Source organism: Synergistetes bacterium HGW-Synergistetes-1 (assembly GCA_002839185.1).
GTDB lineage: Bacteria > Synergistota > Synergistia > Synergistales > Synergistaceae > Caenicola.
Genome location: PGXO01000004.1, coordinates 52,920 through 79,239 on the forward strand (window position 1 = coordinate 52,920; position 26,320 = coordinate 79,239).

23 protein-coding genes, 1 tRNA gene and 1 other RNA gene are annotated in these 26,320 nt (G+C 49.1%); all 25 read left to right on the forward strand.

Going from position 1 to position 26,320, the window contains the following annotated elements:
- Nucleotides 1–20: 20 nt before the first annotated feature.
- Nucleotides 21–2,333, forward strand: coding sequence for a (p)ppGpp synthetase (locus CVV54_03855; protein ID PKL04629.1), 2,313 nt, complete (start codon nt 21–23; stop codon nt 2,331–2,333).
- A 6-nt stretch (nt 2,334–2,339) separates the two neighbouring features.
- Entirely contained in the window at nt 2,340–2,783 is a 444-nt protein-coding gene (locus CVV54_03860; protein ID PKL04630.1) for a D-tyrosyl-tRNA(Tyr) deacylase, read from the forward strand.
- Between the two features lie 7 nt (nt 2,784–2,790).
- Nucleotides 2,791–3,420 carry an MBL fold metallo-hydrolase gene (locus CVV54_03865; protein PKL04631.1) on the forward strand — a complete coding sequence of 210 codons (630 nt, stop codon included), beginning with the start codon at nt 2,791–2,793 and terminating at the stop codon, nt 3,418–3,420.
- Between the two features lie 6 nt (nt 3,421–3,426).
- On the forward strand, nt 3,427–4,077 hold the full coding sequence (locus CVV54_03870; protein ID PKL04632.1) for a hypothetical protein: 651 nt from the start codon (nt 3,427–3,429) through the stop codon (nt 4,075–4,077).
- 77 nt (nt 4,078–4,154) lie between these two features.
- Nucleotides 4,155–5,210, forward strand: a complete 1,056-nt coding sequence (locus CVV54_03875; protein PKL04633.1) for a rod shape-determining protein — start codon at nt 4,155–4,157, stop codon at nt 5,208–5,210.
- 47 nt (nt 5,211–5,257) lie between these two features.
- Nucleotides 5,258–6,043: a rod shape-determining protein MreC gene (locus tag CVV54_03880; GenBank protein ID PKL04634.1), complete on the forward strand. Its 786-nt coding sequence runs from the start codon at nt 5,258–5,260 to the stop codon at nt 6,041–6,043.
- The gene (locus tag CVV54_03885; GenBank protein PKL04635.1) at nt 6,040–6,507 is read left to right on the forward strand and encodes a hypothetical protein; all 468 of its coding nucleotides are present in this window, start codon (nt 6,040–6,042) and stop codon (nt 6,505–6,507) included. The genes CVV54_03880 and CVV54_03885 overlap by 4 nt, the downstream gene beginning before the upstream one ends.
- Nucleotides 6,500–8,272: a penicillin-binding protein 2 gene (gene mrdA, locus CVV54_03890; protein ID PKL04636.1), complete on the forward strand. Its 1,773-nt coding sequence runs from the start codon at nt 6,500–6,502 to the stop codon at nt 8,270–8,272. Before CVV54_03885 ends, mrdA begins: the two co-directional genes overlap by 8 nt.
- 14 nt (nt 8,273–8,286) lie before the next feature.
- Nucleotides 8,287–8,955, forward strand: a complete 669-nt coding sequence (locus tag CVV54_03895; GenBank protein PKL04637.1) for a septum site-determining protein MinC — start codon at nt 8,287–8,289, stop codon at nt 8,953–8,955.
- Between the two features lie 12 nt (nt 8,956–8,967).
- Nucleotides 8,968–9,765, forward strand: a complete 798-nt coding sequence (gene minD / locus CVV54_03900) for a septum site-determining protein MinD (GenBank protein PKL04638.1) — start codon at nt 8,968–8,970, stop codon at nt 9,763–9,765.
- A gap of 12 nt (nt 9,766–9,777) precedes the next feature.
- Complete coding sequence (gene minE, locus CVV54_03905) at nt 9,778–10,059, forward strand: cell division topological specificity factor MinE (protein PKL04639.1); 282 nt, start codon at nt 9,778–9,780, stop codon at nt 10,057–10,059.
- Entirely contained in the window at nt 10,052–11,164 is a 1,113-nt protein-coding gene (locus tag CVV54_03910; protein PKL04640.1) for a rod shape-determining protein RodA, read from the forward strand. Before minE ends, CVV54_03910 begins: the two co-directional genes overlap by 8 nt.
- Before the next feature lie 105 nt (nt 11,165–11,269).
- A complete protein-coding gene (locus tag CVV54_03915; GenBank protein PKL04641.1) occupies nt 11,270–13,054 on the forward strand; it encodes a B12-binding domain-containing radical SAM protein in 1,785 nt (594 codons plus the stop codon).
- Nucleotides 13,047–13,649 (forward strand): hypothetical protein, encoded by a 603-nt coding sequence (locus CVV54_03920; GenBank protein PKL04642.1) that lies wholly within the window; start codon nt 13,047–13,049, stop codon nt 13,647–13,649. The genes CVV54_03915 and CVV54_03920 overlap by 8 nt, the downstream gene beginning before the upstream one ends.
- A 16-nt stretch (nt 13,650–13,665) precedes the next feature.
- The gene (locus CVV54_03925; protein ID PKL04870.1) at nt 13,666–15,174 is read left to right on the forward strand and encodes a ribonuclease E; all 1,509 of its coding nucleotides are present in this window, start codon (nt 13,666–13,668) and stop codon (nt 15,172–15,174) included.
- Entirely contained in the window at nt 15,149–18,568 is a 3,420-nt protein-coding gene (smc, locus tag CVV54_03930; protein PKL04643.1) for a chromosome segregation protein SMC, read from the forward strand. Before CVV54_03925 ends, smc begins: the two co-directional genes overlap by 26 nt.
- A complete protein-coding gene (locus tag CVV54_03935; GenBank protein PKL04644.1) occupies nt 18,568–19,296 on the forward strand; it encodes a methyltransferase in 729 nt (242 codons plus the stop codon). The genes smc and CVV54_03935 overlap by 1 nt, the downstream gene beginning before the upstream one ends.
- Nucleotide 19,297: 1 nt before the next feature.
- Nucleotides 19,298–20,134 (forward strand): 16S rRNA (cytidine(1402)-2'-O)-methyltransferase, encoded by an 837-nt coding sequence (gene rsmI / locus CVV54_03940; protein PKL04645.1) that lies wholly within the window; start codon nt 19,298–19,300, stop codon nt 20,132–20,134.
- The gene (locus tag CVV54_03945; GenBank protein ID PKL04646.1) at nt 20,135–22,093 is read left to right on the forward strand and encodes a methionine--tRNA ligase; all 1,959 of its coding nucleotides are present in this window, start codon (nt 20,135–20,137) and stop codon (nt 22,091–22,093) included.
- Between the two features lie 194 nt (nt 22,094–22,287).
- Nucleotides 22,288–23,109 (forward strand): TatD family deoxyribonuclease, encoded by an 822-nt coding sequence (locus CVV54_03950; GenBank protein ID PKL04871.1) that lies wholly within the window; start codon nt 22,288–22,290, stop codon nt 23,107–23,109.
- Nucleotides 23,102–24,223 carry a tRNA guanosine(34) transglycosylase Tgt gene (locus CVV54_03955; protein PKL04647.1) on the forward strand — a complete coding sequence of 374 codons (1,122 nt, stop codon included), beginning with the start codon at nt 23,102–23,104 and terminating at the stop codon, nt 24,221–24,223. Before CVV54_03950 ends, CVV54_03955 begins: the two co-directional genes overlap by 8 nt.
- An 8-nt stretch (nt 24,224–24,231) precedes the next feature.
- A complete protein-coding gene (locus tag CVV54_03960) occupies nt 24,232–25,206 on the forward strand; it encodes a threonylcarbamoyl-AMP synthase (GenBank protein PKL04872.1) in 975 nt (324 codons plus the stop codon).
- A 37-nt stretch (nt 25,207–25,243) separates the two neighbouring features.
- Nucleotides 25,244–25,321: transfer RNA gene (locus CVV54_03965), tRNA-Pro, on the forward strand.
- Nucleotides 25,322–25,429: 108 nt separating this feature from the next.
- Entirely contained in the window at nt 25,430–25,897 is a 468-nt protein-coding gene (locus CVV54_03970) for an SsrA-binding protein (protein ID PKL04648.1), read from the forward strand.
- 49 nt (nt 25,898–25,946) lie between these two features.
- Nucleotides 25,947–26,301: a transfer-messenger RNA gene (gene ssrA, locus CVV54_03975) on the forward strand.
- Nucleotides 26,302–26,320 lie beyond the last annotated feature (19 nt).

A 26,320-nucleotide genomic window follows, 5' to 3' on the forward strand; every position in this document is an offset into this window, starting at 1 on the left:
AACGGCTCGGTGGTGCATAAATGAGCGAAGAGAACAAGGCAGGTACTTTGAATGTGCGATCTGCCCACCTGTCCGGAATAAACAGGAAAGATGATGGCGGATTGAGCGAAAAGGGCTGCAGATCCCTGATGGAAGGTTATTGGGGGCGTATACCTGAGGCTCAGCGTGTCTCGACCCTCAGGCTGGCATGGCAGGATCTCTGGTCAAAGATCTCAAAATATCTTTCAAAAGACGATATGACAAGTATAGGAGAGGCATTTGTATTCGCTGCCGAATCACATGGAGGGCAGATGAGGTACAGCGGCGACCCGTATGTTGTACATACGGTCTCTGTTGCAGCCATTCTGGCCGGTATGGAAATAGACCGCGAAACTATTATAGCCTCACTTCTGCATGATGTTCTTGAAGATACACAGATAACAGCTGAGGATCTTTCAGAAAAATTTGGAGCAGGAGTCGTTACCCTGGTTGACGGAGTTACCAAACTGGGGAAACTTCCATTTAAGACTTTTGAGGACTATCAGGCTGAGAACCTCAGGAAGATGTTCGTGGTCATGGCCAAGGATATCAGAGTCGTCCTCATCAAGCTCGCAGACCGTCTTCACAACATGAGGACCATATCATCCCACAAAAGGGAAAAACAGTTGACCATAGCTCGTGAAACCCTTGAGATATACGCTCCCCTGGCACATCGTCTCGGTATATATCAGGTAAAAAGAGAGCTTGAAGACCTTTCTTTCCGTATGCTCGATCCCGAAATGTACTATGACATAAAGCGCAGAGTCAGGAAAAAGCTGCCCGAACGCGAAATGATAATAAAAGATGCTATGGACATCCTCTCTCAGAAAATCGAGGAAGACGGACTAGAAGCTTCAATAAAAGGCCGCCCCAAGCATTTTTACAGCATCTACGAAAAAATGAGAAGGAAAAACCTATCTTTGGATCAGCTCTACGATCTCCTGGCTCTCAGGGTGATAGTGAAAAATCTTGCTGACTGCTATCAGGTCCTTGGAATAGTACATACGATATGGAAGCCTATACCCGGGCAGTTTGATGACTATATTGCAAATCCCAAAAGCAACCTCTATCAATCCCTGCACACTACGGTAGTAGGCCCTGCAGGAGAACCGCTTGAGGTCCAGATAAGGACCCGGGAAATGCATTCTCTTGCCGAATACGGAATAGCTGCCCACTGGAACTATAAAGAGGGCGGGAAGAGGGTCAATCATCTTGACGAGGGCCTCACCTGGATACGAAAAGCCCTTGAAGTAGTGCCCGAAGGACAGGAAGATGAAGGAGTCAGCTCACAATTTATGGATAACCTGAAGACCGACGTCCTTTCTTCGGAGGTCTTTGTTTTCACACCTAAAGGTAATGTGATCTCTGTTCCAAATGGATCGACACCCATAGATTTTGCATACGCCATTCATACAGAAATAGGACATAAGTGTGTCGGAGCAATGGTCAACGGCCGAATTGCCCCGATGGACCAGGAGCTGCAGAACGGAGATATAGTCCGCATACTGACATCGCCTCAGGGAAAACCCTCCAGGGACTGGCTAAAGATAGCAAGATCCACCCGCACAAGAAGCAAGATAAAGAGCTGGTTCCGTCAACAGGACAGGCAGGAGCGGGAAGAAAAGATAAACAGGGGCAGAGAGCTTCTTGAAAAAGAGGCCCTGAGAAGAAACCCGGGAACAGAAAATCCGCTTGAAGCGATCTCTCCTAAACTTAGCCATGTAGCAAGGGAAATGGGATATCTGAACACTGAAGAGCTGATAGTGTCGGTTGGGACCGGCAATCATACTGCAGCAAGCATCTTTGGAAGGATGGCATCGGATACGAAGCAGGCACCGGAACCGATACCGGCGCAGGCTCCTCCGCAAAGAAGCGAAGCTGACTCCGAAATAGTGGTAGAAGGAGCCTCGGGTGTGCTTGTATCCCTTGCCCAGTGCTGCCGTCCGGTCCCCGGAGATCAGATAGTAGGCTGTGTCACACAGAGCAGGGGTATTACAGTACATCGCAAAGATTGTGCTAACATAGACAAGGCCGACCCGGGCAAGATGATAAATGTTTCCTGGGGGAGGCTGAAGGATCATCGATATACTGCGAGGATCAAAGTTGAGGGGGTCGACAAGCCTACTCTCTTCGGAGAAATAGTCCAGGCAATTACTGCGATGGACGGGGTCCTTGTCGGAGTAAGGGCAAACGTTGTAAACAACTCACGGACAAGGGTAGCTGCCGATGTCCAGATAAAGGATATAGAACATCTTTACAGAATAATAGCAAGGCTCAATACCATTTCCGGGGTCATTGAGATAACCAGGGGGTGATGTACAATGAAGGCACTTCTGCAGCGGGTCGATAAGGCCGGTGTCTCGGTGGAAGGAAAGCTCACAGGTGAGATAGGGAAAGGCCTTTGCGTTTTTCTTGGTGTAGTCCACGAAGATACAGAAAAGGATATTACATGGCTTGCAGATAAAATAGTTAATCTCAGAATATTTGAAGACGGATCAGGTAAAATGAACAGATCTGTCATAGACGAAAAGGGAGAGATACTTGTTGTTTCGCAGTTTACATTGTGCGGCGACTGCAAAAAAGGGCGAAGACCCTCATGGACAAATGCAGCTGAACCATCTTTTGCAAACAGCATGTATGAAAAATTCGTCAAAGAGATTGAAGTAAGGGGAGTCAGAACAGCAACGGGAGTTTTTCAGGCTTATATGAAGGTTGAAATATGCAATGACGGCCCCGTGACTCTTATGATAGACACCAGGGAGTGAGTAAAGCATGAAGATCAAAAGATTTGCGCTTGGCGCACTGTGGACGAACTGTTATGTGATCAGCGATTCCGGCAGCGAAGGGATCGTCATTGATCCGGGAGGTCCTGCAGCAGAGGTCGAGGAGTACATACGGGACAATGATATCAGGCTGCACTGGATAATCCTCACGCACGGACACGGCGATCACATAGGAGGTGTCCCGGAACTGAGGAACCTCTCTGAAAACGGCATTGCAATACACACAGAGGATGCGGACTGTCTTTTAGATGCGAACAGAAACCTTTCTGCCTTCATGGGGACCTCGGTAGAGCTTCCTTCTGCGGATAAAAAACTTAACGAAGGTGACACGCTCAAAGTCGGGAGTATGAACATAAACGTTATCCATACGCCCGGACACACATTGGGAGGCATATGTCTCCATATCACTGAGGGCGATGAGGAAGTGCTGGTATCAGGAGACACTCTTTTTGCCCGCTCCATAGGAAGAAGCGATCTTCCGGGCGGAGATGAAGATGTTCTGGTCAGATCCCTGAAAAAATTGACTGACCTTCCGGATAAACTGAGGGTACTTCCCGGACATGGACCTGAGACAACGATAGGCGCTGAAAAAATTTACAACCCCTATTGGCCGAGATAGTCCGGTATGAAGATAAAGGACCTTCCTGCAGAAGAGAGACCGCGAGAAAAACTTCTGACCCATGGAGCTCATTCTCTTTCAGTTGTAGAATTGCTTGCTATACTTCTGAGGACAGGAAGAAGGGGAGAGGACGTCCTGGAGTTTTCGGCCTCTCTTCTGAATGATTGGGGAGGTCTCGAAGGTCTTTGTCGTGCAGACACGCAGGAACTGATGGGAGAAAAGGGGCTCAACTCCGCCAAGGTGGCGACGCTTGCCGCTGTTATAGAACTGGGAAGCCGGATAGCCGCCCTTGGAGTCAAGGATCGTGACCAATGGCAGGTCAGACTGGAAAAGATAGCGAAAGATACCCGTTTTTGCGACAGGGAGTTGATATATGCGTTATTCCTGGACGCAGGCGGAAAAGTTATTGAGGAAGAGAAGATCTCATACGGAGGGCAGAGCGGAGCCTATCTTGATATACCGGTCTTTTACAGAAAGGCCGTGCGTATGAACGCATACGGTGTTGTGCTTGTTCATAACCATCCGGATGGGAGTTGCTCGGCAAGCAGGGAAGATGTTGCGATAACGGATCATGTTAAAAAAGGACTTGATTTTCTGGGTGTGGAGCTTCTGGGACACTATATTGCCGCAGGAGGACAGCTTACACAAGTTCAATGATGCATACTCAGCCCAAAAATGAGATAATATAAAGGTACATATTGGTTTCGGGGAAATTTTTGAAAGCGGGTGGCAAGGTGTTTAAGTTCAGACCGAACTTGTTTAATTATGAAATTGGGATAGACATAGGTACAGTCAATACGGTCATTTTTTTGAAATCCAAAGGGATCGTAGTCAACGAACCGTCAGTTGTTGCGGTAAGGAATCTGGACAGGAAAGGCCAGAAAGAGATAATAGCCTTCGGTACAGATGCAAAAAAAATGATCGGACGTACCCCCATAGGCATCAAAACTATAAGACCACTTGCTAACGGAGTTATAGCTGACTTCGAGATGACGGAGCACATGATAAGGCATTATATGAAGAACCTTACAGGGGCGGGTAATTTTTTCTCCTATCCCAAGGTCGCGGTGTGTGTGCCGGCATGTGTCACCGAAGTCGAAAAGAGGGCTGTTGTTGAAGTGACTCTTGCTGCAGGGGCGAAGGAAGCCATAGTTGTTGAAGAACCTCTTGCAGCCGCAGTGGGGATAGGTATAGCTATAAACGAGCCTCAGGGTAATGTTGTGGTCAACATGGGCGGCGGAACTTGCGAAGTGGCGGTCATATCACTTGGCGGGATAGTTGTGAACCATGCTGTGAGGGTCGCAGGGAATTCGCTGGATGAAGCGATAATATCCCTTATGCGGCAGAATTACACGCTTGCCATAGGAGAGAGCACCGCGGAAGAGATAAAGATAGCGATAGGATCGGCTCTCCCTATGGAACAGGAACTGTCTATGAACGTCAAGGGAAGAGACCTGGTCGACGGACTGCCTAAGGTGGTAAACCTCAGCTCCGTAGAAGTGCGCGAGGCACTTGAACCTGTCGTTGCCCAGATAGAGGACACGATACGCTCCGCGGTAGAGCAGACGCCGCCTGAGCTTGTGAGGGACATTGTGGACCAGGGTATAGTGCTTTCAGGAGGGACTGCCCTTTTAAGAGGACTCAGCCTGCGTTTTTCTGATGCCCTCAATGTACCTGTCCATGTGGCAGAACAGCCGCTCTTTTCAGTGGCGCTCGGGCTCGGTAAAATTCTGGAGACTCCAAGGGAAAAGAGCAAAGTTTCAATAACGATAGACAGACAGGGCAGCTGACACATATTGTCCTGCCTTTTTAAGAAGATTTTGGAGGTGCTGTCGGAATGAATATTCTGGACAGAGAGCTTAAACCATGGCTGCACGGAGCGATCTCCGTGCTGTTGGGTTTTTGTGTCCTCTGGATCATGATCGCATTCCCTGAATTGCACCGCACCTTCGTGGATGGCGCAAACAACATCCTTTATTATCCGGAAAAACCCGCCATAGAACTGAGAAACATAGTGAAATACAGCAGCAACTGGGTGCTTGAGAGATCCAGCCTTCAGGAAAGGGTCACAAAACTTGAGCTTGCAAACAGAGTAATGTCGGAGGAGCTTCAAAGAGCCGGCGTTAAAATCCCAGTTGCTAAAGAGGGCAATGTTACCGCAAAGATAACGCTTCGCTACCCTGATGACTGGTGGCAGGAATTCAGGATCGATAAAGGAAGCAGGGACGGAATAAAGGAAGGCGCTGCTGTAACATCCGAAGGTTTTCTGATCGGTCGTGTAATAAGGGTTGATCAGAACTACTCGTGGGTGCAGATGATAACATCCTCCTCCTTTCTTATAGCTGCTGCCGTGGACGAGACACGTGATCTGGGGGTCATAAACGGTGATGACAGGGGAAATCTTACGCTTCTCTATGTTCCAGAGGAGAGACACCTTAAAAACGGGATGGGAGTATCAACATCGCTTATGGGCAGGCATGTTCCCCCGGGTATCCCCATAGGACGCGTAATTGGTGCCAAAGAGAGCAAAGATGGTTTCTTGCCGATCAGTATCCAGGCTGGAGCTCACCTGACGCAGCTTTACAGCGTTGAAATCTATTTGGGCGGAGACAGCAAAGAATGATTTATCTGATCGCAGTCTGGTTATTACAGGATTTTGTCCAGGTATTTTTAATGGGCTTTTTTATTGTCCCCAATATTTTTTTGATGATGCTGCTGTTGCTGTCCCTTTTGCCTGCGACCAGGAAAGAGAAACAGATAATTCTGATCTGGGCCGCTTTCGCAGGGGGGCTGTTATGGGATTTCAGGTGGACTAACCTTCCGGGACTGACAGCGGCTCTGAATGCAGGACTAGTCTCTGCCTCATGTTTTCTCTGGTATAAAATTCCGGCACAGGGCAGAACAGTTGTCTTTTTTACATTTATACTCATTGCTTCGATCCTTTTTTCCGGATTTGCACATTTTGCATTATGGACGGTCCCAAGCCAGGTAGCCTTAAGACAGTTTTTTGTGCAGCAGCTTTTGGGTGTGCCTCTTGTGATCGTATTTTCCCTGATATATTGGAAGGTCTCAGACAGGAATGTCTAGCAGACAGGCCCGGTTCGACATAGACAGAAGGATAAGGTTCCTTCAGTTTATGGTGTTGTTCACAGTTGCGGTGCTGCTCATGAGCCTATTTTTCTTCCAGGTAATCAAGGCAAACGAGTATGTAAGGCTGGCATCGCAGAATAGACTGAGAATTATAAGAATGTCGCCGCCAAGAGGCACGATCACAGATTCCAAAGGAGCGCCCCTTGCTGTTAATGTTAGGACTTTCAGCGTTAACGGATACCCTGTAGATCTTCAGCGGGAAGGCAACATAAAGCTGGTTTCGTCGATCCTTATGAGAAATGGGATCCCGATCAACGAAGAAGAACTGAAAATACTGATAGAAAAGCAGTATTCTGCACCTTACCGTGCGATAACAGTTGCATCGAACCTTACATTTGCTCAGGCAGCGGAGCTGATCACAGACAAAAATTTCAGTGAGGCGCTCTTTCTTACACCTGTTTGGAAGAGGACGTATCCGGCAGGAAATTTTACCGCACACGTGGTCGGTTATGTCTCAGAGATAACCAAAGATGAGCTGGAAACAAGAAAGGACAGCTCATACCGCGGTGGCGACATGATAGGCAAGAACGGGATCGAGGCTTGGTATGATGAAGATCTTCAGGGTCTGCCCGGTGAAGAGGTAATAGAAGTAGACGCAAAGGGAAGAAAGCTCAGGGATATATCTTACAGCCCTCCGCAAAGGGGCAGTGATGCAGTCCTGACGATAGACCTTGCTGCGCAGCGCTATGCTGCGGAACTGATAGGAAAATTCAGGGGGGCTGTCGTTGCAATGGATGTCAACGATGGTTCTGTAAAATGTCTTTATTCGTCCCCAAGCTATGATCCCAACCCCTTCACTTGGGGCATCTCAAACAAGGAATGGGCGGCCCTGACAGACCACAAAGAAAGACCGATGATGAACAGGGCGATATCAGGCGGGTATCCACCGGCATCAACGTTTAAGATCGTCACGGCTTCTTCCGTGCTTGAAAATAAAGTGGTTAATACAAAGACAATTGTAAGATGTCCTGGATACTTTGAACTTGGAGACAGAAGATTCCGATGTTGGAAAAGAGAAGGACATGGTCCTGAGACTGTAGTAACGGCCCTCAGGGATTCCTGCGATGTATATTTTTATCAGACAGCTACCTGGCTGGGGATAGACAGACTGATCAAAACTGCCGGAAAGTATGGTGTCGGAGAAAAGACAGGAATAGACCTTTTGGGAGAAATTTCAGGAACTATTGCAGGACCGGAGTGGAAAAAAGAAAGGGTAAAGGAAAACTGGTACGGGGGAGATACTGTCAATTATTCAATAGGACAGGGCTACGTCCTTATGACGCCTGTCCAGCTCCTTAGAGCCTACGCCGCTATAGCCAACGGGGGTAAACTAGTTAAGCCACGAATAAATTCTAAAGCGATACCTGAGTACACTAAGCTTGAAGTAGCTCCGGAGATCATAAAGATAATGCAGGAAGGCCTGCGTGAAGTTGCAAGCACAGGCACCGGAAGGCGCGCAAGTTCTTTTGGAGTTCAGATCGCAGGAAAGACCGGCACGGCTCAGAACGCCCATGGTGAAGACCACGCGTGGTTTGCAGGATATGCTCCGGCAAACGCGCCGCGCTACGCAGTGGTTGTCATCGCGGAAGCGGGAAAGGGCGGAGGAGCGGTCGCAGGGCCAATAGTTGGAAAAATGCTCAACTTGCTTATAAATGGGAATAAGTACGCCGAACCGGCCCCGGTCAAGCCTAAAACAGAATAGGGGTGAATTTGAGAATGATGATCCATCTCAAGGGTATACAGACAGGAATTTTACGATGCGTAGTTCCTGAGGAACTTAGCGAAAAAAAGATACTTGAAGAGTTTGAGGAACTTACTGTCAACGGGAAAACCCTGCTGGAGGGAAGCAGCATCATAATGGATCTGCAGGGCAGAAGCTTTGGAGCTGCCCTTGTTGCCAAGATATGGAAATATTTTATCGAACCGACCGGCTGCTCTGTTATCAGCTGGGCCGTTACCGATCCGGAGACAGCCCTGGCACTGGAACGACTGGGTATGGCTGTCGGAGATTTTGATAATAAATCAAGACAGGAAAGACCTTCAAGCCGCAAAGGAGCCGGGACGCTCCTCTATTCTGGAACACTGCGCGGGGGACAGAAGATAATACATGAGGGAGATGTTATAGTGACAGGCCACGTCAATGTCGGGTCAGAGATTTCTGCCGTGGGACACATAGTTGTATTTGGAAGACTTAAAGGCCTGGCTCACGCGGGTTTTAAAGGAGACGAAACGGCTTCGGTCTCTGCAAGATCATTCGAATCTGGGCAGGTCAGGATCGGCCGCAAGGTAGGACTAATTGATAAAAGTTCTGATATATGGGGTAAAGCTGTTGTAATAACCGTTAACGAGGATGAAGTGCTGCTCACAGAGTGGCCTGCGATATAGGAGGATGAAAGTATGGACTGCAGGATAATAGTTATTACATCGGGCAAAGGCGGTGTAGGGAAAACAACAACTACCGCCAACCTCGCTGTCGCACTGGCAAGCGAGGGTCATAAAGTTGTTGCGGTAGACGGAGATGTGGGGCTCAGGAACCTTGATGTGATAATGGGTCTTGAAAACAGGATAGTATATACATTGGTGGACGTTATCGAGGGTACCTGCCGGCTCAACCAGGCACTGATAAGAGACAAGAGGATAAACAATCTCTATATGATCCCAACGGCACAGTCAAGGACCAAGGATGCAGTTACATCAGAGCAGATGCTGGATATCTGCAGACAGCTCAGAAGTGAATTTGATTATGTCCTTATAGACAGCCCTGCAGGTATAGAGGCCGGGTTCAGAAATGCCTCGGCAGGCGCTGACGAAGCTCTGGTAGTGACTACCCCTGAAGTTTCGGCAGTGAGGGATGCTGACAGGATAATAGGATTGCTCGAATCTATGGAAAAAGCTCCTATCAGCCTTATTATTAACAGGATCAAGCCTGAGATGGTAAAACGTGGCGATATGCTTGCCGTCCAGGATGTTTTAGATATCCTTGCTGTCGACCTGATAGGTACTATACCTGATGACGAAAGCGTTGTTACTTCATCCAACAAAGGGGAACCGCTGACATTTTCAAATGGATCAGCAGCCTCTCAGGCTTTTTTGAACATAGCAAAGAGGATCTGCGGCAACGAAGTTCCTTTTATGGACCTCTCCGGAAATCAGAAGGGATTTTTCTCTTCCCTTCGTAGGTTTTTTGGAAAGTAGGTGGCAAATATAATGTTTGAATTCCTGTCACGGTTCTTTTCAGGGGGCAAAAGCAAGGAAGTAGCAAAAGAGAGGCTGCAGCTCGTCCTTATCCATGACCGCAACGATATTGCTCCAGAGAAACTGGAAGCGTTGAAGGTGGACATGGTGAAGCTGTTAAAAAAATATCTGGATATAGACGAAAATGGAATAAATATGAATCTGGAGAGGCGAAACCGGTCAGTTGCTTTGGTCGCAGACATACCGCTTAAGAGTTCACAAAGGCCGGTAAGAGGAAGGAAGAAGAATGGCTGAAAAGAGCGGCAGCAGCTGGAGGGAGATCAGGTCGAACATTGATCTGCTAATGCTGTTTGCCACAATAGCTTTGTTTCTTTTTGGAATAGCTGCTATTTACAGTGCGAGCCCAAATAAGGCTGTCACACTCTCCTCGTTTGCTGTTCGCCAGCTGGTGTGGGGTGGAACAAGTGCGGTCGTCTACGCGATGGTGTTAAAGATAGGGTATCAAAGGTTCCTGGATCTTGCAGGACCGCTTTTTGCCATTATGGTTCTGGTTCTGCTTCTGCTATTGGCAGTCGGGTATACTTCAAAGGGATCCCAAAGCTGGTTCAACCTTGGTTTTTTCAGGATACAGCCCTCTGAAATGGGCAAGGTCATACTGGCACTGGCGCTGGCAAAGATCTGTTTCAAACTGCCTCCGACAGATATGAAAGGCATAGCTGCTGCTGTAGGTCTGGGAGGAGTTATGATAGTGCTGATACTTCTTCAGCCCGACCTGGGAAGCTCTCTTGTCTACTCCGTGATGCTTTTTGCAGTACTGATAGCGGCCGGAGCGCCCGTGAAATTTCTGTCGGGTATAGTGATCTCCATCCTGGCGATGCTGCCTGCCGCATGGATATTTCTCAAGCCCTATCAGAAAATGAGGCTCATGGTATTTCTCGATCCTACAATAGACCCCCAGGGTGCGGGGTATAATGTAATACAGTCAAGGATAGCTGTCGGATCAGGAGGTCTTTTCGGAAAAGGATTTCTTCACGGCACCCAGGGCAAACTTCATTTTTTACCGGAACCGCACACGGATTTTATCTTCAGCGTATTTTCTGAAGAGTTTGGCTTTATAGGCTGTCTGGTCGTTTTGATTCTTTTTACGATGCTGCTTTTGAGGATGCTCAACGTTGCATATTATACAAGGGACACCAGGGGAAAACTGCTTACAGCAGGAATAGTTGCGTGGATATGGTTCCAGATAACTGAAAGCATCGGAATGAGCATGGGCCTGCTGCCTGTAACCGGTCTGCCCCTGCCTCTCTTCAGTTATGGCGGAAGTTCGCTTCTGGCGGTGGCAATAGCGCTGGCGCTGGTTCAGAGCGTTGTCATAGTATCGAGAGAGGGCAGGTTTTAAATTGAAATTACACGGCCGGAATAAACAATAATTCCTGCCCGGTAAAATTTAGAGAGCGGGGATGCCCCGATCAGGAGCACTCCCTGCATCAGGAGGATCATCAAAATGTTATCAGAAAGAGGGGCTGACCTTCGCAGATCCATCCTTGCATCGGTCAAAAGACCTTCAAGGTATACAGGAGGCGAGTGGGGGAGCGGCCCGGTAAAAAGCTCAGACTCAGATGTAGTCAGGGTTTGTTATGCTTTTCCCGACGTATACGAAGTGGGGATGAGCTATCTCGGATACCAGATACTTTACGGACTGACCAAGACCCTTCCATTTGCGGATGCGGAAAGGGTCTATACTCCATGGCCTGATATGGAGGAGGCTCTGAGATCATCAGGCACAAAGCTCTGGGCCCTTGAAAGCAGGAGGCCTGTATCAGAATTTGATGTTGTCGGCTTTACTCTTCAGTATGAACTTTCTTATACCAACATTCTGACCGTGCTGGACCTTGCCGGGATCCCTTTTCGTTCTGAAAATCGGAAAGAAGGAGACCCTATTGTCATTGCGGGAGGCCCGGGAGCTCTTGCTCCGGAGCCGATGTCGCCCTTTATCGACGCATTCTGCGTAGGAGACGGCGAGATACTGGTTCCTGATGTACTAAGGGCAATACATGAACTTAAGGGCAGAAGCAGGGAAGAAAAGATAAGGGCGCTGTCAAAGATCCAAGGGGTCTATGTCCCGATGATAAAACCGGATAAACCGGTGATGCGCAGGATAGTGGAAGATCTTGACTCGGCTTTTTACAACAGGGATATGATCGTACCCAACACTGGGATAGTACATGACAGGATAGCGGTACAGGTCTTCAAAGGCTGCACCAGGGGATGTCGTTTCTGCCAGGCTGGCATGATCGACAGGCCTGTCAGGGAGAGAAGTGCGGCGTCAGTTGCAGATCAGGTGGAAGAGCTCCTTCAGAATACAGGGTGGGAAGAAGTAGGCCTGCTGTCACTTGCAACATGCGACTGGGGCGGGATGGGTGAGATACTTAAAAGATTTGGCCCCATGCTCAAAAACAACCAGATCAAACTAAGCCTGCCAAGCCTAAGGGTCGATGCTTTTTCTGTTAACTTGGCAGCTGAACTTGAATCGATCCGTAAGGGCGGACTCACATTCGCCCCCGAAGCAGGTACGCAGCGTCTGAGGAATGTCATAAACAAGGGCGTTTCTGACGAAGATATTGAATCTGCACTCAATGCTACTTTTTCCCATGGCTGGGACAGGGTCAAGCTCTATTTTATGATGGGTCTGCCTACTGAGAAGGACGAAGATATTGCAGCGATACACGAAATATGCAACAAGGCAGTATCGATAGCGAAAAGGCACAAACGACGGGGAGATGTAAGTGTTTCGCTTGCAGGTTTTGTCCCCAAAGCCCATACGCCCTTCCAATGGGAAGCACAGCTTGACCGCCTCACACTGAGGGAGCGGGGAAGATGGGTAAAGAACAATATAAGGAATCGCAAGGTGACCATATCCTACCATGAGCCCGAGCAGACCTATATAGAAGGTGTATTTGCCCGCGGTGATGCCAGGCTTGCAGACGCAGTTGAAGAAGCGTGGAACAGGGGAGAGCGGTTTGACGGATGGTCGGAATTCTTCAATTTTGAAAGATGGATGGAAGTCTTCACTGACCTGGGGATCGATCCTGACGGATACGCATGCAGGGAACGTGCCCTGGATGAACTCCTTCCGTGGGATCACATAGATTCCGGAGTTTCAAAGCAGTTCCTTCTCAGTGAGAGGGAGAGGGCTATGACCGGAGATGTGACACGCGACTGCAGGGAAGGGTGCAATGCATGCGGCTGGCAGGGAAGAACTGCCGTGAAAGGTTGCTCAGATGTCTAGGATAAGGATAATATTCGAAAAAAAAGGATGGATAACCTTTTTGAATCACCTTGATCTGCCGGTCTTATTTTCAAGGGCTGCCAGAAGAGCAGGTCTTTCACAGGAATTTACCCAGGGCTTTTCACCTCACCCGCATATCAGCCTCGGACCTGCGCTTGCGGCAGGAGTTGAAGGTGTGCAGGAACCGGCTGACTTCTGGTTCAATGAGTGGGATTATTCCTGTTCAGAAAGATGGAACGGCAAGCTCCCCGAGGGCATACAGATACTAAAATACGCTGAAGTTGATGGGCCTCCCCTTTCAAAACTTGCGACAGCGGCGATATACAGGATAAGCGGCGTTGATTTAGAGTTTGAAAGCGATGCGCTGGATACGCTTCTAAAGGAGATCGAGAGGACAGGGATACTCTATGGAGCCTATGTCGACCAAGGTTCTGCAGTGCTTACTATCGGCGATCTCGAACACTGCGGGGCAGGAAATCTTGTAAGGAGCCTTAAAGAAGAGGGCATATGCGAGGGATGGAAAGATCTTTATCTTGTCCGAGAATGTGTGGGCACGTGGGATGCCGGGACCGGCACAATACTGCCTCTCATTTGATCATGGAGGAATGAACATGACATCATTCGAACCGACAAAAAAAATAGTAGCAAATCTTATTGACCCTGAAGAGATCAGGATAGCGATCCTCGACGAGAGGGGCAAGCTCTATGATTTCTTCGTAGAAAGAATGCTGGAGCATCAGAGAACAGGTGAGATATACAAGGCCAGGGTGGACAGTGTCCTTCCGGGCATGCATTCCGCATTTTTAAACCTTGGGGATGGAAGGAACGGTTTCCTCTATCTTGATGATGTGCATGGAATAGACGTAAAACCGGGAATTGAAATGCTGGTACAGGTAGTAAAAAATGCGAGAAAAGGCAAAGGAGCCCGTGTATCTCCAAGAATATCGCTGGCAGGAAGGTACATGGTACTCATTCCGGATGGACATGAAACAGGTGTATCCAAAAGGATAGAGGACAATGACGAGAGAGCTCGCCTGAGATCGATATCGAAGGAGATACGTCCGGATGGATTCGGAATAATAATCAGAACAGTAGCAGAGAGCTGCGACAAAGAAAGCCTTGAAAATGACGTACAGGATCTCCTCGCCCAGTGGGAGACCATAAAACACAATGCAGAAAAAAACGGGGCCCCATGCCTGATACACAAAGACCTTGGCCTGCTGGAGCGAGTCCTCAGGGATGATCTCACAGAGGATATAGACGAAATAGTTGTAGATACTGAAGAGGACAGGGATAATATCCAGTCTTTTGCAGAGCGCTTCTTTCCCGGCAAAAATATCGAAATAAACTTCTACAAAGGCAAAACGCCGATATTTGACGTATACAACATCGAAAACCAGCTGCTGGAGCTGCAGGACAGGAAAGTCTGGCTTTCTTCCGGAGCATACCTTGTCATCGACCAGACCGAGGCCCTAACAGTTATTGACGTTAATACCGGAAAATTTGTTGGTTCCAAAAACCTGAACGACACGATCTTCAAGACAAATATGGAAGCTGCAGAGGAGATAGCCAGGCAGCTCAGGCTTCGCGCCATTGGTGGGATAATTGTCGTAGATTTTATCGACATGGATACAGAAGAGTCGAACCACGAGCTCATCCACGAGCTGCAGGAGCTGTTCAGGAACGACAGATGCAAAGCAAGGGTCTATGGAGTCACCGGACTGGGACTGGTAGAGATAACGAGAAAAAGGGCCAGGACCGATATAAGAGCCGCTCTTAGCCATGGCTGCCCTTTCTGCGGAGGACTTGGCTTGGTGCCGCGCGAAGAGAGCATCGCGATGCAGATAAAGAGATTTATCAGGAAAATAACGATGTCTTCAAGGTCTGAAGCTCTGCTCGTCGAGGCATATTCTTCCATAGCCGGGTACATAGCCGAAACATTCCTGGCATCGTGGGAAGAGGAATTTGATAAAAAAATATTTATAAGGGGATGTCCTGAGTTTTCGTGGGGCAAATTCAGACTCGACGCGCAGGGAAGCCTGGTTCAGATAGAACACAGGATAAACGCTCTTCAGAAAAGAGAGGGCTGGGCAGTTGTACATAAGTCGTCTTCAGCTTAAGGGATTTAAGAGTTTCGGCGGATCCCACGACCTTATACTCTCATCGGGATTCACTGCAATAGTAGGGCCAAACGGAAGCGGAAAGAGCAACATACTTGACGCGCTCAGATGGTCATTGGGTGACAGCCATGCTGGCCGGCTCCGCATATCGAGGCAGAGCGACCTCCTTTTTCAGGGATCTATAAGCCTTCCTGCAGCAAAAGAAGCTGAGGTGCTTCTGCAGCTAAGGGAAGATTCAAGGGCCTGCTCAGTAAAAAGAAGAGTTACCGCTCCTGACGGCAACACGATACTTTTTGTTGACAATGCCAGAAAAACACTGATCGAGCTGGATGAGACGAAAAGGGACTGGAAGCTTGAGGGAGACAGATTCGCCTTCATCGGCCAGGGAGAAGTTGCTGAGGTCATTCAGCAGAGACCTCTGGCAAGAAGGATGCGCCTTGAATCCCTGTTCGGTATAGATGTCTACAGGAAGAGGCGCATGGACGCTTCTGACAGGCTTGTTACAGTAAAAGAAGAATATGAGCAGCTGAGGAACGTTATGGCCGAACTCCAGGCACGCCGTGAAGAAATTGCCCCGGAGGTCCGGAGAGCGTCAGAGCTCAGGGAGATACTTGATAAGATCGAAGAGGAGAGAAAACTTTTATACTGGCTCAGAAGGCACAGGTCTGAGCTTATGATCGCAGAGATAGATGAAAGCCTGGAAGAATTTAAAAATGAACAGTCAGTGGTGTTGGGCTGGTCTGATCTATGGAAAAAAGCACTGGAACAGCTCGAAAAAGACCTTGTTTTGCTTTCCAGGGAAAAGCAGCAGCAGACCTGGGAGCTGGAACAGAGCAAAAAGAGTTACGACGGGCTGATAAAATCCGGATATGCCTCAGCATCAAACCTCAAGGCTTCAAAAGAGAGGCTTGACCAGGCAGCGGAGGAACGAAGAAAAGCAAAAGAGCACATGGAAGTTCTCATGGAAGAGCAGAAAAAGACACAGGAAGAGAATAAAAAAGCAAGAGAAGAACTTGAAGCAGGACAAAAGGCACTTGAGAAAATAGAGAAAAAATGGCAGGAATACAACCTCCGCCTCAAAGAGGAAAAAGAGCAGAGGGAAGCCTGGAACAATGAAAAGGGCCGTCTTGAGGCCGAACTGCAGCAGATAAAAGCGAAACTTTCATTCCTTGGCAAAGACCTGCTCGAGATCAGGAATAAAAAAGAATGCGCACCCGACCCCGCCAAAAATATAGATGCAGAGATAAAGAAGCTGGGAAAAGAAAGAGACAGGCTGTTAAAAGAGCAGGATGAGATAGTCTCCCTTCACGGTGATCTCTACGCCAAAGTCCAGACCCTTGCGGCTGAACTGCAGCGCGCCAGGAGGGAAGCCTCCAACTCGAGGTCAAAGCTCAACGAGGTGACGGAGGCTATGCAGGCTGATCTTTACCCCCGTCCTGTCCAATACCTTCTCTCAGCGGCCAGGCTGAACAGGCTTGACGCCTCGCCTCATGCCGTAGTTGATGTCTTCACCTGTGATCCGATCTATTCAACAGCACTTGAGGCCTATCTTGGAGGCCGGCAGTTCCAGCTTCTGGTTGAAGACCTCGAAGAAGCCGGCCGATGCATAGACAAACTGAAAGTCAATGCAATAGGGAGAGCGACATTCCTTCCACTTGAAAGATGCCGCCCCAGGTATCCCGACAAGCAGTTCAGGCTGCCCAAAGCAGGAATCACCGGATGGGCAATAGATCTGCTTAAAGTAGATGACCACTGGCTTCCGGCGATCCAGCAGATAATGGGTGACCTTCTCATAGTTGAATCCTACGCAGTCGGACAGGAACTCGTCAGGTCAGGCTTCAAGGGACCCGTTGCCACGCTTGAAGGCGATGTCTTCCAGCCGGGAGGAACTGTATCGGGAGGAAGATCGCAAAAATCAGGGAAGACCATAGAGATGAAAGCCCAGATAGTGAAGCTCGAGCATGATGCTGCAAGCTTCACATCAACTGCGGAACATCTGGCGAAAGAGTTCAAGGATGCGGAAGCACAGGAGCTCAGAGTCTCCGAAGAGAAGGAAGAATACACCAGGAGAATAAGGGATTTTGACGGAAGGATCGCCATCCTGGAAGATGAAAAAGCCTCTTGCTCAAAAGAGCAGAAGAGGATAGAGAGCGAACGGGGAAGGATACTGGAAGCAATTGCAGAGGCAGGCAGACAGTGGAACTCCGTGCTTTCATCCCTGTCAGACCTTGAAAAAAAATGGGACAGCCCGTCAAAACTTGAAGATGATCATCTGATCATAGAGGAGAGAGAGAGGCTTCGCTCAGAAGCTGCCGTTATGGCAGAGAGGCTTAGCTCCAGGTTCGCACTGATGGAAAGAGTCAGCAATGAAATCAGGTCCGAAGAGCGCAAGATATGGAGCCTGGATGAAGAGATGTCAGAGCTCGATCAGAGGTGTGTGCGCGAGAGGGCCTGCCTTGCAAGGGTAGGTAAAAGCTGTCTTGACATTTTTGAAAGACGGAAGGTGCTCACGGAAGAGATAGAAAAGCACGTAAGCGGTTTTTCAAAGCTGGAATCGAAACGTGACCTTATCAGAAAAAAAACGGTCACTGCCGACATGCGTTCAAGATCTGCCCTCGAAAGAGTTTCCACTTTTGAAATCAAGAGGGGAGAAACGGAGAGGGAGCTTGAGGAGCTGGTAAACACCTGGGAAGATCAGTACCCCTATCCGGGAGGATCGGCATTGCCTGAGGATGAGGATATTGAAGACCTCAGAAAGAACATACGCGACGGAGACAGGAAGATCAAAGCCTTCGGCGAAGTTGACATGGGAGTTTTATCAGAGGACAGAAACCTCAGGGACAGGCTTGCCTTCATGGGCGAGCACCTTGATGACGTAAGGGCCAGCGCAGCGGAGCTTGAAAGACTCATTTCAGATGCGGACAGGCAGGCATATAAGGTATTCTCTGATGCTCTTCAGGAAGTGGACAACAGGTTCTGCTCCCTCTTCCAGAGGCTGTTCGGAGGTGGAGAGGCCCACCTTGAGATGATAGAGGGAGAGACGATATGGGATACCGGTGTCGATGTAGTTGCAAGGCCTCCCGGAAAACATCCCCAGAGCATAAACCAGCTCTCGGGAGGGGAACAGTCCCTTGCAGCCATATCGCTTCTTTTTGCATCGATGGAAGTCGCCGGCTGTCCTCTTGCAGTGCTGGATGAGGTAGATGCCGCGCTTGACGAGGTCAACCTCAGAAGGTTCTCCGAGCTTGCCAAAGAATATGCAAAGAACAGGCAGGTACTAGCCATGACACACAGGCGAGTGACCATGGAAAGGGCAGATGTCCTTTACGGAGTCACCCTCTCCGAACCGGGGCTTTCCCAGGTCATAGGAGTAAGGCTGGAGGACTGGGCCTGATGAAAGAAGGCCGCGAAGATCTGCTCAGGGGCGAACTTAAGATAAAGCAGCCTCCCGAGAACGAGGGACCCAGGGTCAACCTTGACACGATACTTCTTGCTCATTTCACAAGGCCCAAAAAGGGTGAGAGGATACTTGAGATCGGTTGTGCACACGGAGCGATCTCCCTTATTCTTGCTAAACGCGGTCATACTGTTGAAGGCGTTGACATCCAGTCTCACCTTATAGAGATGGCAGCAGAAAATGCTGTGGAAAACGGCCTGGAAGATAAAGTAAAATTTTACACCGGAGATATAAGGGATCACAGGACGATATGGGAAGCACAGAGCTTTGACAGAGTGGCAGTAAACCCGCCTTACTTTGAGAAAAAAAGCGGCAGTGTAAGTCCTTCAACGGCTCTTGCCACAGCGCTGAACGGTTTGGATTGCACGCTTGAGGGACTTATACAGGCATGCCGTTATCTTTTGAAAAACAAGGGATACCTTGATATCGTAATACATGCGGGAAGAGCCGGCGAACTTATAGCTTTGCTGGACAAATACAACATAGCGCCCAAAAGGTTCAGGTCAGTTCATCCAAAACCCGGTGCAGAAGCATCGGTGGTCCTTATAGAAGCAGTGAGGGCCTCAAAGCATGGACTCAGGATCGAGACTCCCTTATTCGTCCTTGACGAAGAGGGGAAAGAGACCCCGCAGCTGCTGGAAGCCTACACAACGGGAGGAGAGTAAAATGCCCCTTATAGTTGTCCCGACACCGATAGGCAATCTGGAAGACATGACAATAAGAGGCCTCAGGGCACTTCGCGAGGCGGACATTATCGCATGCGAGGATACCAGGCACACACTGAAGCTGCTGAACCATTACGAGATAAAGAAACCCCTCATCTCATACCATAAGTTCAACGAGACGGAGAGGCTTGAGACCCTGCTTAAACGAATACGGGAGGGTGAGACCGTGGCACTGGTATCAGACGCCGGTACCCCTGGAATATCAGACCCTGGGATGATACTGATACAGGCCGTCATCGAAAAGGGGCTTCCAATGGATGTGCTGCCCGGTGCAAACGCGCTCCTTCCGGCGATACTGCTTTCAGGGATGGGGATGGACTCATTTACCTTTATAGGCTTCCTGGACGGAAAGAAAGAAGATAAAAAATCCAGGCTTGAAGAGCTCAGGCACAACATGCAGACCCTCGTTTTCTACATGGCTCCGCACAAACTCCTTAAAGAATTAGAATTGATGGGGAATATACTCGGAGACAGACCTGCGGTACTTGTCAAAGAGATAAGCAAGGTGCATCAGGAATCGATCCGCGGCACTCTTTTGACATTCAAAGATATCATCAGCGAGGACAAGATACGGGGAGAGTTTGTCTGCATAGTCGAGGGAGCAAAAGATACAGTTTCTGTTATTGATGATGGCGTCTGGATGGATGAGGTGCTCATAATGTGCAAAGCGGGCGAATCGACAAAAAATGTTGCAAACTTGCTCTCAATAAAGTATTGTATCCCACGAAACAGAATAAAACGGTATATTTTTGAGAACTGTACCGGGGAGGTAGTATAAATGTCCAAAGAAAATTTCTATATCACCACACCGATCTACTATGTCAACGATGTTCCCCATATCGGGCACGCCTACACGACCATAGCGGCTGACGTCCTGGCCCGCTGGCACAAGTCCGGGGGAGAAAATACCTGGTTTCTTACCGGCACCGATGAACATGGTCAGAAGATCCAGACAGTCGCTGAGAAAAGAGGCATCACGCCAAAAGAGCTTTGCGATGAGGTCGTGCTGAATTTCCAGAGGCTTTGGGGCGTTCTTAACATATCCAATGATGATTTTATCAGGACTACGGAACCCAGGCATGAAAAAGTGGTCCAGGAAATATTCAAGCGTCTCATGGCCAACGGTGATATATACAAGGGAGAGTACGAGGGATGGTACTGTGTCCCATGCGAAACATACGTCCCAGAAGCCCAGATGGGAGAAGGCAACACATGTCCCGACTGTCACCGGCCGCTTACAAAGATGACCGAAGAGACATATTTCTTTAAACTTTCGAAGTATGCGGAGCCACTGCTCAAATACTATGAAGAGAACCCCGAAGCAATAATGCCCAGGTCAAGGTACAACGAGATAATCAGTTTTATTAAGAGCGGTCTTCGTGACCAGTCTGTCTCGCGTACGACCCTTGACTGGGGGATCCCGCTTCCGGGAGATGAAAAGCATGTAATTTATGTATGGTTCGATGCCCTCATCAACTATCTCTCGGCCCTCAACTTCCCTGAAGAGGGAGGTCTGTGGCAGACATACTGGCCTGCGGTGCGCCACCTTGTCGGAAAAGACATAATAAGGTTCCACTGTGTCATATGGCCGGCCATGCTCCTTGCACTCGGTGTAAACCCGCCTGTCAGGGTCTTTGCGCACGGATGGTGGACTGTTGAAGGCGAAAAGATGTCAAAATCCGTCGGCAATGTTGTAGATCCCTTTGAAATGGCCGATCTTTACGGTGTGGACGCGTTCCGTTATTTCGTGCTTCGCGAAGTTCCTTTCGGAAACGACGGAGATTTCTCTGAAAATGCCATGGTACACAGGATAAATTCAGACCTGGCAAACGATCTTGGAAACCTTCTCAGCAGAAGCCTGCAGATGATAGAGAAATTTCGCGGAGGGGAACTCCCGAAAAACTTTAAGAGCGAGGATATCGATAAAGAGATAGAGTATCTTGCAAACAAAACAGTCAAGGACATGGAGACCTTCATGGATCGTTTTGCTTTCGACGAAGCCCTGAAAGCTCTCTGGGCATTTATCAGCCGTTCCAACAAATACATTGATGAGACACAGCCATGGAAGCTTGGCAAAGATGGTGAGATCGAAAGGCTTGACGCCGTCCTCAGGACACTTTGGGAATCACTGCGGCTTTCCGCAGTACTTGCAGCCCCCTTTATGCCTGAGACGTCCGCCCGTATCTGGGAACAGCTTGGCCTGACAGAAAGTCCGCTTGACAGAGGACGTGCTTCATGGTCATGGTGTGGCACAGAGAGTCCTGTGACCGTGAAGAAAGGATCCATACTCTTCCCGCGCATCGACATAGATAAATGGAAAATAGAAAAAGAGGCACGTGATCTTGAAAAGAGGGCGGCTGCTGACCCCACAGCATTTTATAATTTCGATGACCACGAAGCCGAGATCGGAATAGAAGATTTCAGCAAACTGGAGTTCAGGGTAGCGTTGGTCGAAAAGGTTGACGTAGTTCCCAAGGCTGACAAGCTTTACATCCTGAGCCTTGACCTTGGTTATGAAAAACGCACGATAGTCTCAAGCATAAGGGAGTTCTTCAAGCCCGAAGAGCTTGAAGGCAAAAAGATAGTGGTGCTGTGCAACCTGAAACCGGCTAAATTCCGCGGAGTTCCCAGCAACGGGATGCTTCTCGCAGCAGAAAGCCCTGATACCAGAAAGGAATCTCTCACGCTTCTGACGGTCATGGATGATTCCATACCGATAGGGAGCAGAGTCCACTAAAAAATATCGGGGACGGGCACAATGGTCCGGTCTCTAAAAGAACTGAAAATCGACAGCCTGATCAAAACGGACATACTCCTCTCTTAGTAAACAAGAAGGGAGGAGCAGTTCTTTTGAGCGGCATGATCTGCACTTATTTGGTACAGCAGGCGGATAAGCCTGAGCCCTCCTCTGTTTATGAAAGGGGCAGAAGTATGTTTCTTGTAGATACTCATTGCCATTTGAACAAAGAATATTATCCGGACGGTCTTTCCGAAGTCTTCGGGAATGCCCTGAAGTCTGATGTAAAGCGTCTGATTTTTGCTTCAGCAGATCTGGCCTCCACCAGGGAGGCAGTAACCTTGGCTGAAAAACACGAAGGAGCGCCTGAAATCTGGGCACTTGCAGGAATCCATCCTCACGAAGCTTCCTCCGTTTCTGAGGGACTTCCCGAAGAGCTGGAGTCCCTTGCTATGAGCAGCAAGGTATCGGCAGTCGGCGAGATAGGACTGGATTTCTACTATGATAATTCCCCAAGGGAGATACAGGGGGAGGTATTCCGCTCCCAGATACGCCTTGCAAAAAAAATAAACAAACCTGTCGTTATCCATGTAAGAGATTCTGCAAAGAGGTCATCAGGAGATGCCAATTCTGAGACGCTGGCTATTCTAAAAGAGGAATCAGCCGACCTGATCGGCGGAGTCATCCACTGTTTTTCCGGAGACAGGCAGAATGCGATCGATGCGCTTGAGATGGGTTTTTACATATCTTTCGCGGGACCTGTCACATATCCCAAAAACAAGGCGCTTCGCGAGATAGCGATGGACACAGTTCCTCTTGACAGGATACTTTGCGAGACAGATTCCCCATACCTTGCCCCGCAGCAGATAAGAGGCAGGACAAACGAGCCGTGCCATGTCCGTGATGTTTATGAAATGATATCGATGCTCAAGGGAATGTCGCTCGAAGAGTTTGCCGCAGCTGTCAAAGAGAACGGTGAAAGACTCTTCGGCTGGGGAGGTGCCGGTAATGTTTGAGTACAGGCTAATAGCAGAATGTCCTGAGACGGGCGCCCGTGCAGGTGAGCTTATTACACCGCACGGTGTAATAGAGACCCCTGTCTTCATGCCTGTTGGCACTCAGGCCACTGTTAAAGCGATGACCCCGCCGGAACTTGAAGAGATCGGAGCTCAGATAATTCTCGGCAACACATACCACCTCTACATGCGTCCTGGAGCTGATATCGTTGAAGAGGCAGGCGGGCTGCATAAGTTCATGCAATGGCATCACCCCATACTTACCGACAGCGGCGGATTTCAGGTCTTCTCCCTCTCAGAACTGAGAAAGATAACGGATGAGGGTGTCGAGTTCAGGTCCCACCTTGACGGCAGCAAACACTTCATGCGTCCCGAAGATTCCATGGACATACAGCAGAAGCTTGGCAGCGATATAGCGATGGCTTTTGACGAATGCGTCGTCTGGCCGACCACTGAAGAGTATTCAAGGGCCGCCATGGAGAGGACTATAAGCTGGGCCGGGAGATGCAAGGAACATCATTCAAGAGAAGATCAGGCCCTTTTCGGGATAGTACAGGGTTCTATGTTTGAAGCCCAGCGTATAGAATGCATAAAAAGACTTGAAGAAATCGGCTTTCCCGGTTACGGCATAGGAGGCCTCTCCGTAGGGGAATCCCATGAGGATATGTACAGGATCCTTGACGCCCTATGCCCCGAAATGCCCGTGAACAAGCCACGTTACCTGATGGGTGTCGGACATCCTGCCAACCTTATCGAGGGTGTGGCGCGAGGTATAGATATGTTTGACTGTGTCCTCCCAACGAGGAACGGAAGAAACGGGGGCGTACTGACGAGTTTTGGAAAGCTCAACCTCAAGAACAGGGGTTTTGCCAGGGACTTTACTCCGATAGATCCTTCATGCGGTTGTTATACATGCAGGAATTTTACGCGGGCGTACATAAGGCACCTCTATACCGCGGGAGAGATACTTGCCGCGAGGCTCTGCAGCTGGCACAACCTCTACTTCCTTGTCAACCTGATGAGGGATGCCAGAAAGGCCATAATAGAGGGCCGTTATCCTCAGTTCCGGCGTGATTTCTTCAGCAAGTACAACGAAGGACCAATACAGCCATGATGAGCAGAATGGAAGAGAGGCTGGAAGAACGAAAGGCCGGGATCAATGATGAAATGCTCTCGGAGATACGGCTGGCAGCAAAAAAAATACTTTCCGGAGAGCTTGTAGGCTTTCCTACCGAAACAGTCTACGGTCTTGGTGCAAACGCCCTTGACGCTGAAGCAGTAACGAAAATATATTCTGCCAAAGGACGCCCTTCAGACAACCCTCTGATAATCCATGTCTGCGACATAAAAATGGCCGAGTCGGTGGTCGAGCTAAACTGGCGGGCAAGGTTCCTGATGGACACATTCTGGCCCGGACCGCTCTCACTTGTACTGAAAGCAAAAAGGATCGTTCCTCATGTAACGCGTGGAGGTCTCGATACTGCCGCGATAAGAATGCCTGACAACCCTATTGCACTTGAGCTGATCCGTGCCGCCGGAGTTCCGATCGCTGCTCCAAGCGCCAACAGAAGCGGAAGGCCGAGCCCCACAGACGCAGTGACGGTGAGAGAGGACATAGGAGATGCCGTATCGATGGTCCTTGACGGCGGACCTGCAATGGTTGGTCTCGAATCAACAGTCCTTGATGTTAGCGGAGGATCCCCAGTACTCTTAAGGCCGGGGGGCATATCCAAAGAAGAGATAGAGAAAGCCCTCGATATGCCCGTCCTTTTACCGTGTGACGGTGAGTCGATAAAACGTTCTCCCGGAACACGCTACAGACACTATGCTCCCAGTATCCCTCTTGTCCTGACGGACAGCTCATACAGCAATGAGGCAGAGGGCAAAAAGTGGGCATGGATAGGGACATCCGAACCGGAGCATTCACCTGCCGTAAAGATAATATTCAGGGACACAGAGGAATATGCCAAAGAACTTTTTCGTGCCCTAAGGATGATCGAAAAATGCGGAGCGGAAATAATTATCGCTCAGATACCTGATGAGAGTGGTATCGGACGGGCTTTGAAGGACCGGCTGATACGTGCTTCAGGTATTTGACGCGGTCCGGTTAGAATGCTATAATTTGCGCTGCTTCCGGGGCGTAGCGCAGTCTGGTTAGCGCGCCTGGTTCGGGACCAGGAGGTCGGAAGTTCAAATCTTCTCGCCCCGACCATCTCGAAATAATGCCCCCGGCAAACGCCGGGGGTTTTGTTTTTCAGTAATTTTCCGTATTTGACTATCGCTGTTCAATCTGTTATAGTCTTCAAGTGAGGTGATTTCTGTGCCTGAGGATAAGACCGTCGCTCAAAACCGTAAAGCGCGGCATGAGTATTTCATAGTAGAATCTTTTGAAGCCGGACTGGTCCTTTCGGGAACAGAGATCAAATCAGTAAGGGAAGGCCAGATAAACCTCAAGGACGGATACGCCAGGGTAGAGAACGGAGAGTTATGGCTTTACAACGTTCATATATCACCCTACGAAAAGGGAAGCTACTACAACAAAGAACCTTTGAGACCGAGGAAACTTCTAGTTCATAAGTCTGAGATCAGGAAACTTCTGGCAAAAACAAGAGAAAAAGGTCTTACGCTCGTGCCCCTGAAAATATACATCAAGCAGGGAAGATGGGCGAAATGCGAAATTGCCGTAGCAAAAGGCAAGCAGCTCCATGACAAAAGAGATACCGCAGCAGAGAAGGACGCCAACCGTGAAATGGAGCGGGCTATCCGCAACAGGTCGCGCGAAAGCTGATCATACTGCAGTATTGAAAGCGGGCTCGAATTACCAAGCTCGTACATAAGGGGACGTATGGTTTCGACAGCAGGTTGGAGGATCGGGAGGAGCGGGTCGAGGATGGGGAATCCTCGTTAATCCGGCTCCAAAACAATAATCGTCAATAACGATTACGCACTCGCTGCTTAAGTAAGCGGCGCGCTCTCTAAAGCTTCCGTCATCGGGCTTTAGAAGAGTGTCACAAAGATGACTGGAATCTCTTCAGCGCTTTCTGGGAGAGGTTCGAGACTCTAGGGAAGGCTTGGAAATGCGGATCCTGTCTTTGGGAGCCGCAGATCCGAAATTAAAACAGAGACTACACTCGTAGTGCCTCCCAGATTGGCCCCTGTTGGACCGGAGTTCGAATCTCCGCGTCTCCACCAACTATCCTAATAGACCCTG

Excerpts from the sequence above, each read along its gene's own strand:
- CVV54_03855 (PKL04629.1), top strand. The coding sequence starts at position 21 with ATGAGCGAAGAGAACAAGGCAGGTACTTTGAATGTGCGATCTGCCCAC.
- CVV54_03860 (PKL04630.1), top strand. The coding sequence starts at position 2,340 with ATGAAGGCACTTCTGCAGCGGGTCGATAAGGCCGGTGTCTCGGTGGAA.
- CVV54_03865 (PKL04631.1), top strand. The coding sequence starts at position 2,791 with ATGAAGATCAAAAGATTTGCGCTTGGCGCACTGTGGACGAACTGTTAT.
- CVV54_03870 (PKL04632.1), top strand. The coding sequence starts at position 3,427 with ATGAAGATAAAGGACCTTCCTGCAGAAGAGAGACCGCGAGAAAAACTT.
- CVV54_03880 (PKL04634.1), top strand. The coding sequence starts at position 5,258 with ATGAATATTCTGGACAGAGAGCTTAAACCATGGCTGCACGGAGCGATC.
- CVV54_03885 (PKL04635.1), top strand. The coding sequence starts at position 6,040 with ATGATTTATCTGATCGCAGTCTGGTTATTACAGGATTTTGTCCAGGTA.
- mrdA (PKL04636.1), top strand. The coding sequence starts at position 6,500 with ATGTCTAGCAGACAGGCCCGGTTCGACATAGACAGAAGGATAAGGTTC.
- CVV54_03895 (PKL04637.1), top strand. The coding sequence starts at position 8,287 with ATGATGATCCATCTCAAGGGTATACAGACAGGAATTTTACGATGCGTA.
- minD (PKL04638.1), top strand. The coding sequence starts at position 8,968 with ATGGACTGCAGGATAATAGTTATTACATCGGGCAAAGGCGGTGTAGGG.
- minE (PKL04639.1), top strand. The coding sequence starts at position 9,778 with ATGTTTGAATTCCTGTCACGGTTCTTTTCAGGGGGCAAAAGCAAGGAA.
- CVV54_03910 (PKL04640.1), top strand. The coding sequence starts at position 10,052 with ATGGCTGAAAAGAGCGGCAGCAGCTGGAGGGAGATCAGGTCGAACATT.
- CVV54_03915 (PKL04641.1), top strand. The coding sequence starts at position 11,270 with ATGTTATCAGAAAGAGGGGCTGACCTTCGCAGATCCATCCTTGCATCG.
- CVV54_03920 (PKL04642.1), top strand. The coding sequence starts at position 13,047 with ATGTCTAGGATAAGGATAATATTCGAAAAAAAAGGATGGATAACCTTT.
- CVV54_03925 (PKL04870.1), top strand. The coding sequence starts at position 13,666 with ATGACATCATTCGAACCGACAAAAAAAATAGTAGCAAATCTTATTGAC.
- CVV54_03935 (PKL04644.1), top strand. The coding sequence starts at position 18,568 with ATGAAAGAAGGCCGCGAAGATCTGCTCAGGGGCGAACTTAAGATAAAG.
- rsmI (PKL04645.1), top strand. The coding sequence starts at position 19,298 with ATGCCCCTTATAGTTGTCCCGACACCGATAGGCAATCTGGAAGACATG.
- CVV54_03945 (PKL04646.1), top strand. The coding sequence starts at position 20,135 with ATGTCCAAAGAAAATTTCTATATCACCACACCGATCTACTATGTCAAC.
- CVV54_03950 (PKL04871.1), top strand. The coding sequence starts at position 22,288 with ATGTTTCTTGTAGATACTCATTGCCATTTGAACAAAGAATATTATCCG.
- CVV54_03955 (PKL04647.1), top strand. The coding sequence starts at position 23,102 with ATGTTTGAGTACAGGCTAATAGCAGAATGTCCTGAGACGGGCGCCCGT.
- CVV54_03960 (PKL04872.1), top strand. The coding sequence starts at position 24,232 with ATGGAAGAGAGGCTGGAAGAACGAAAGGCCGGGATCAATGATGAAATG.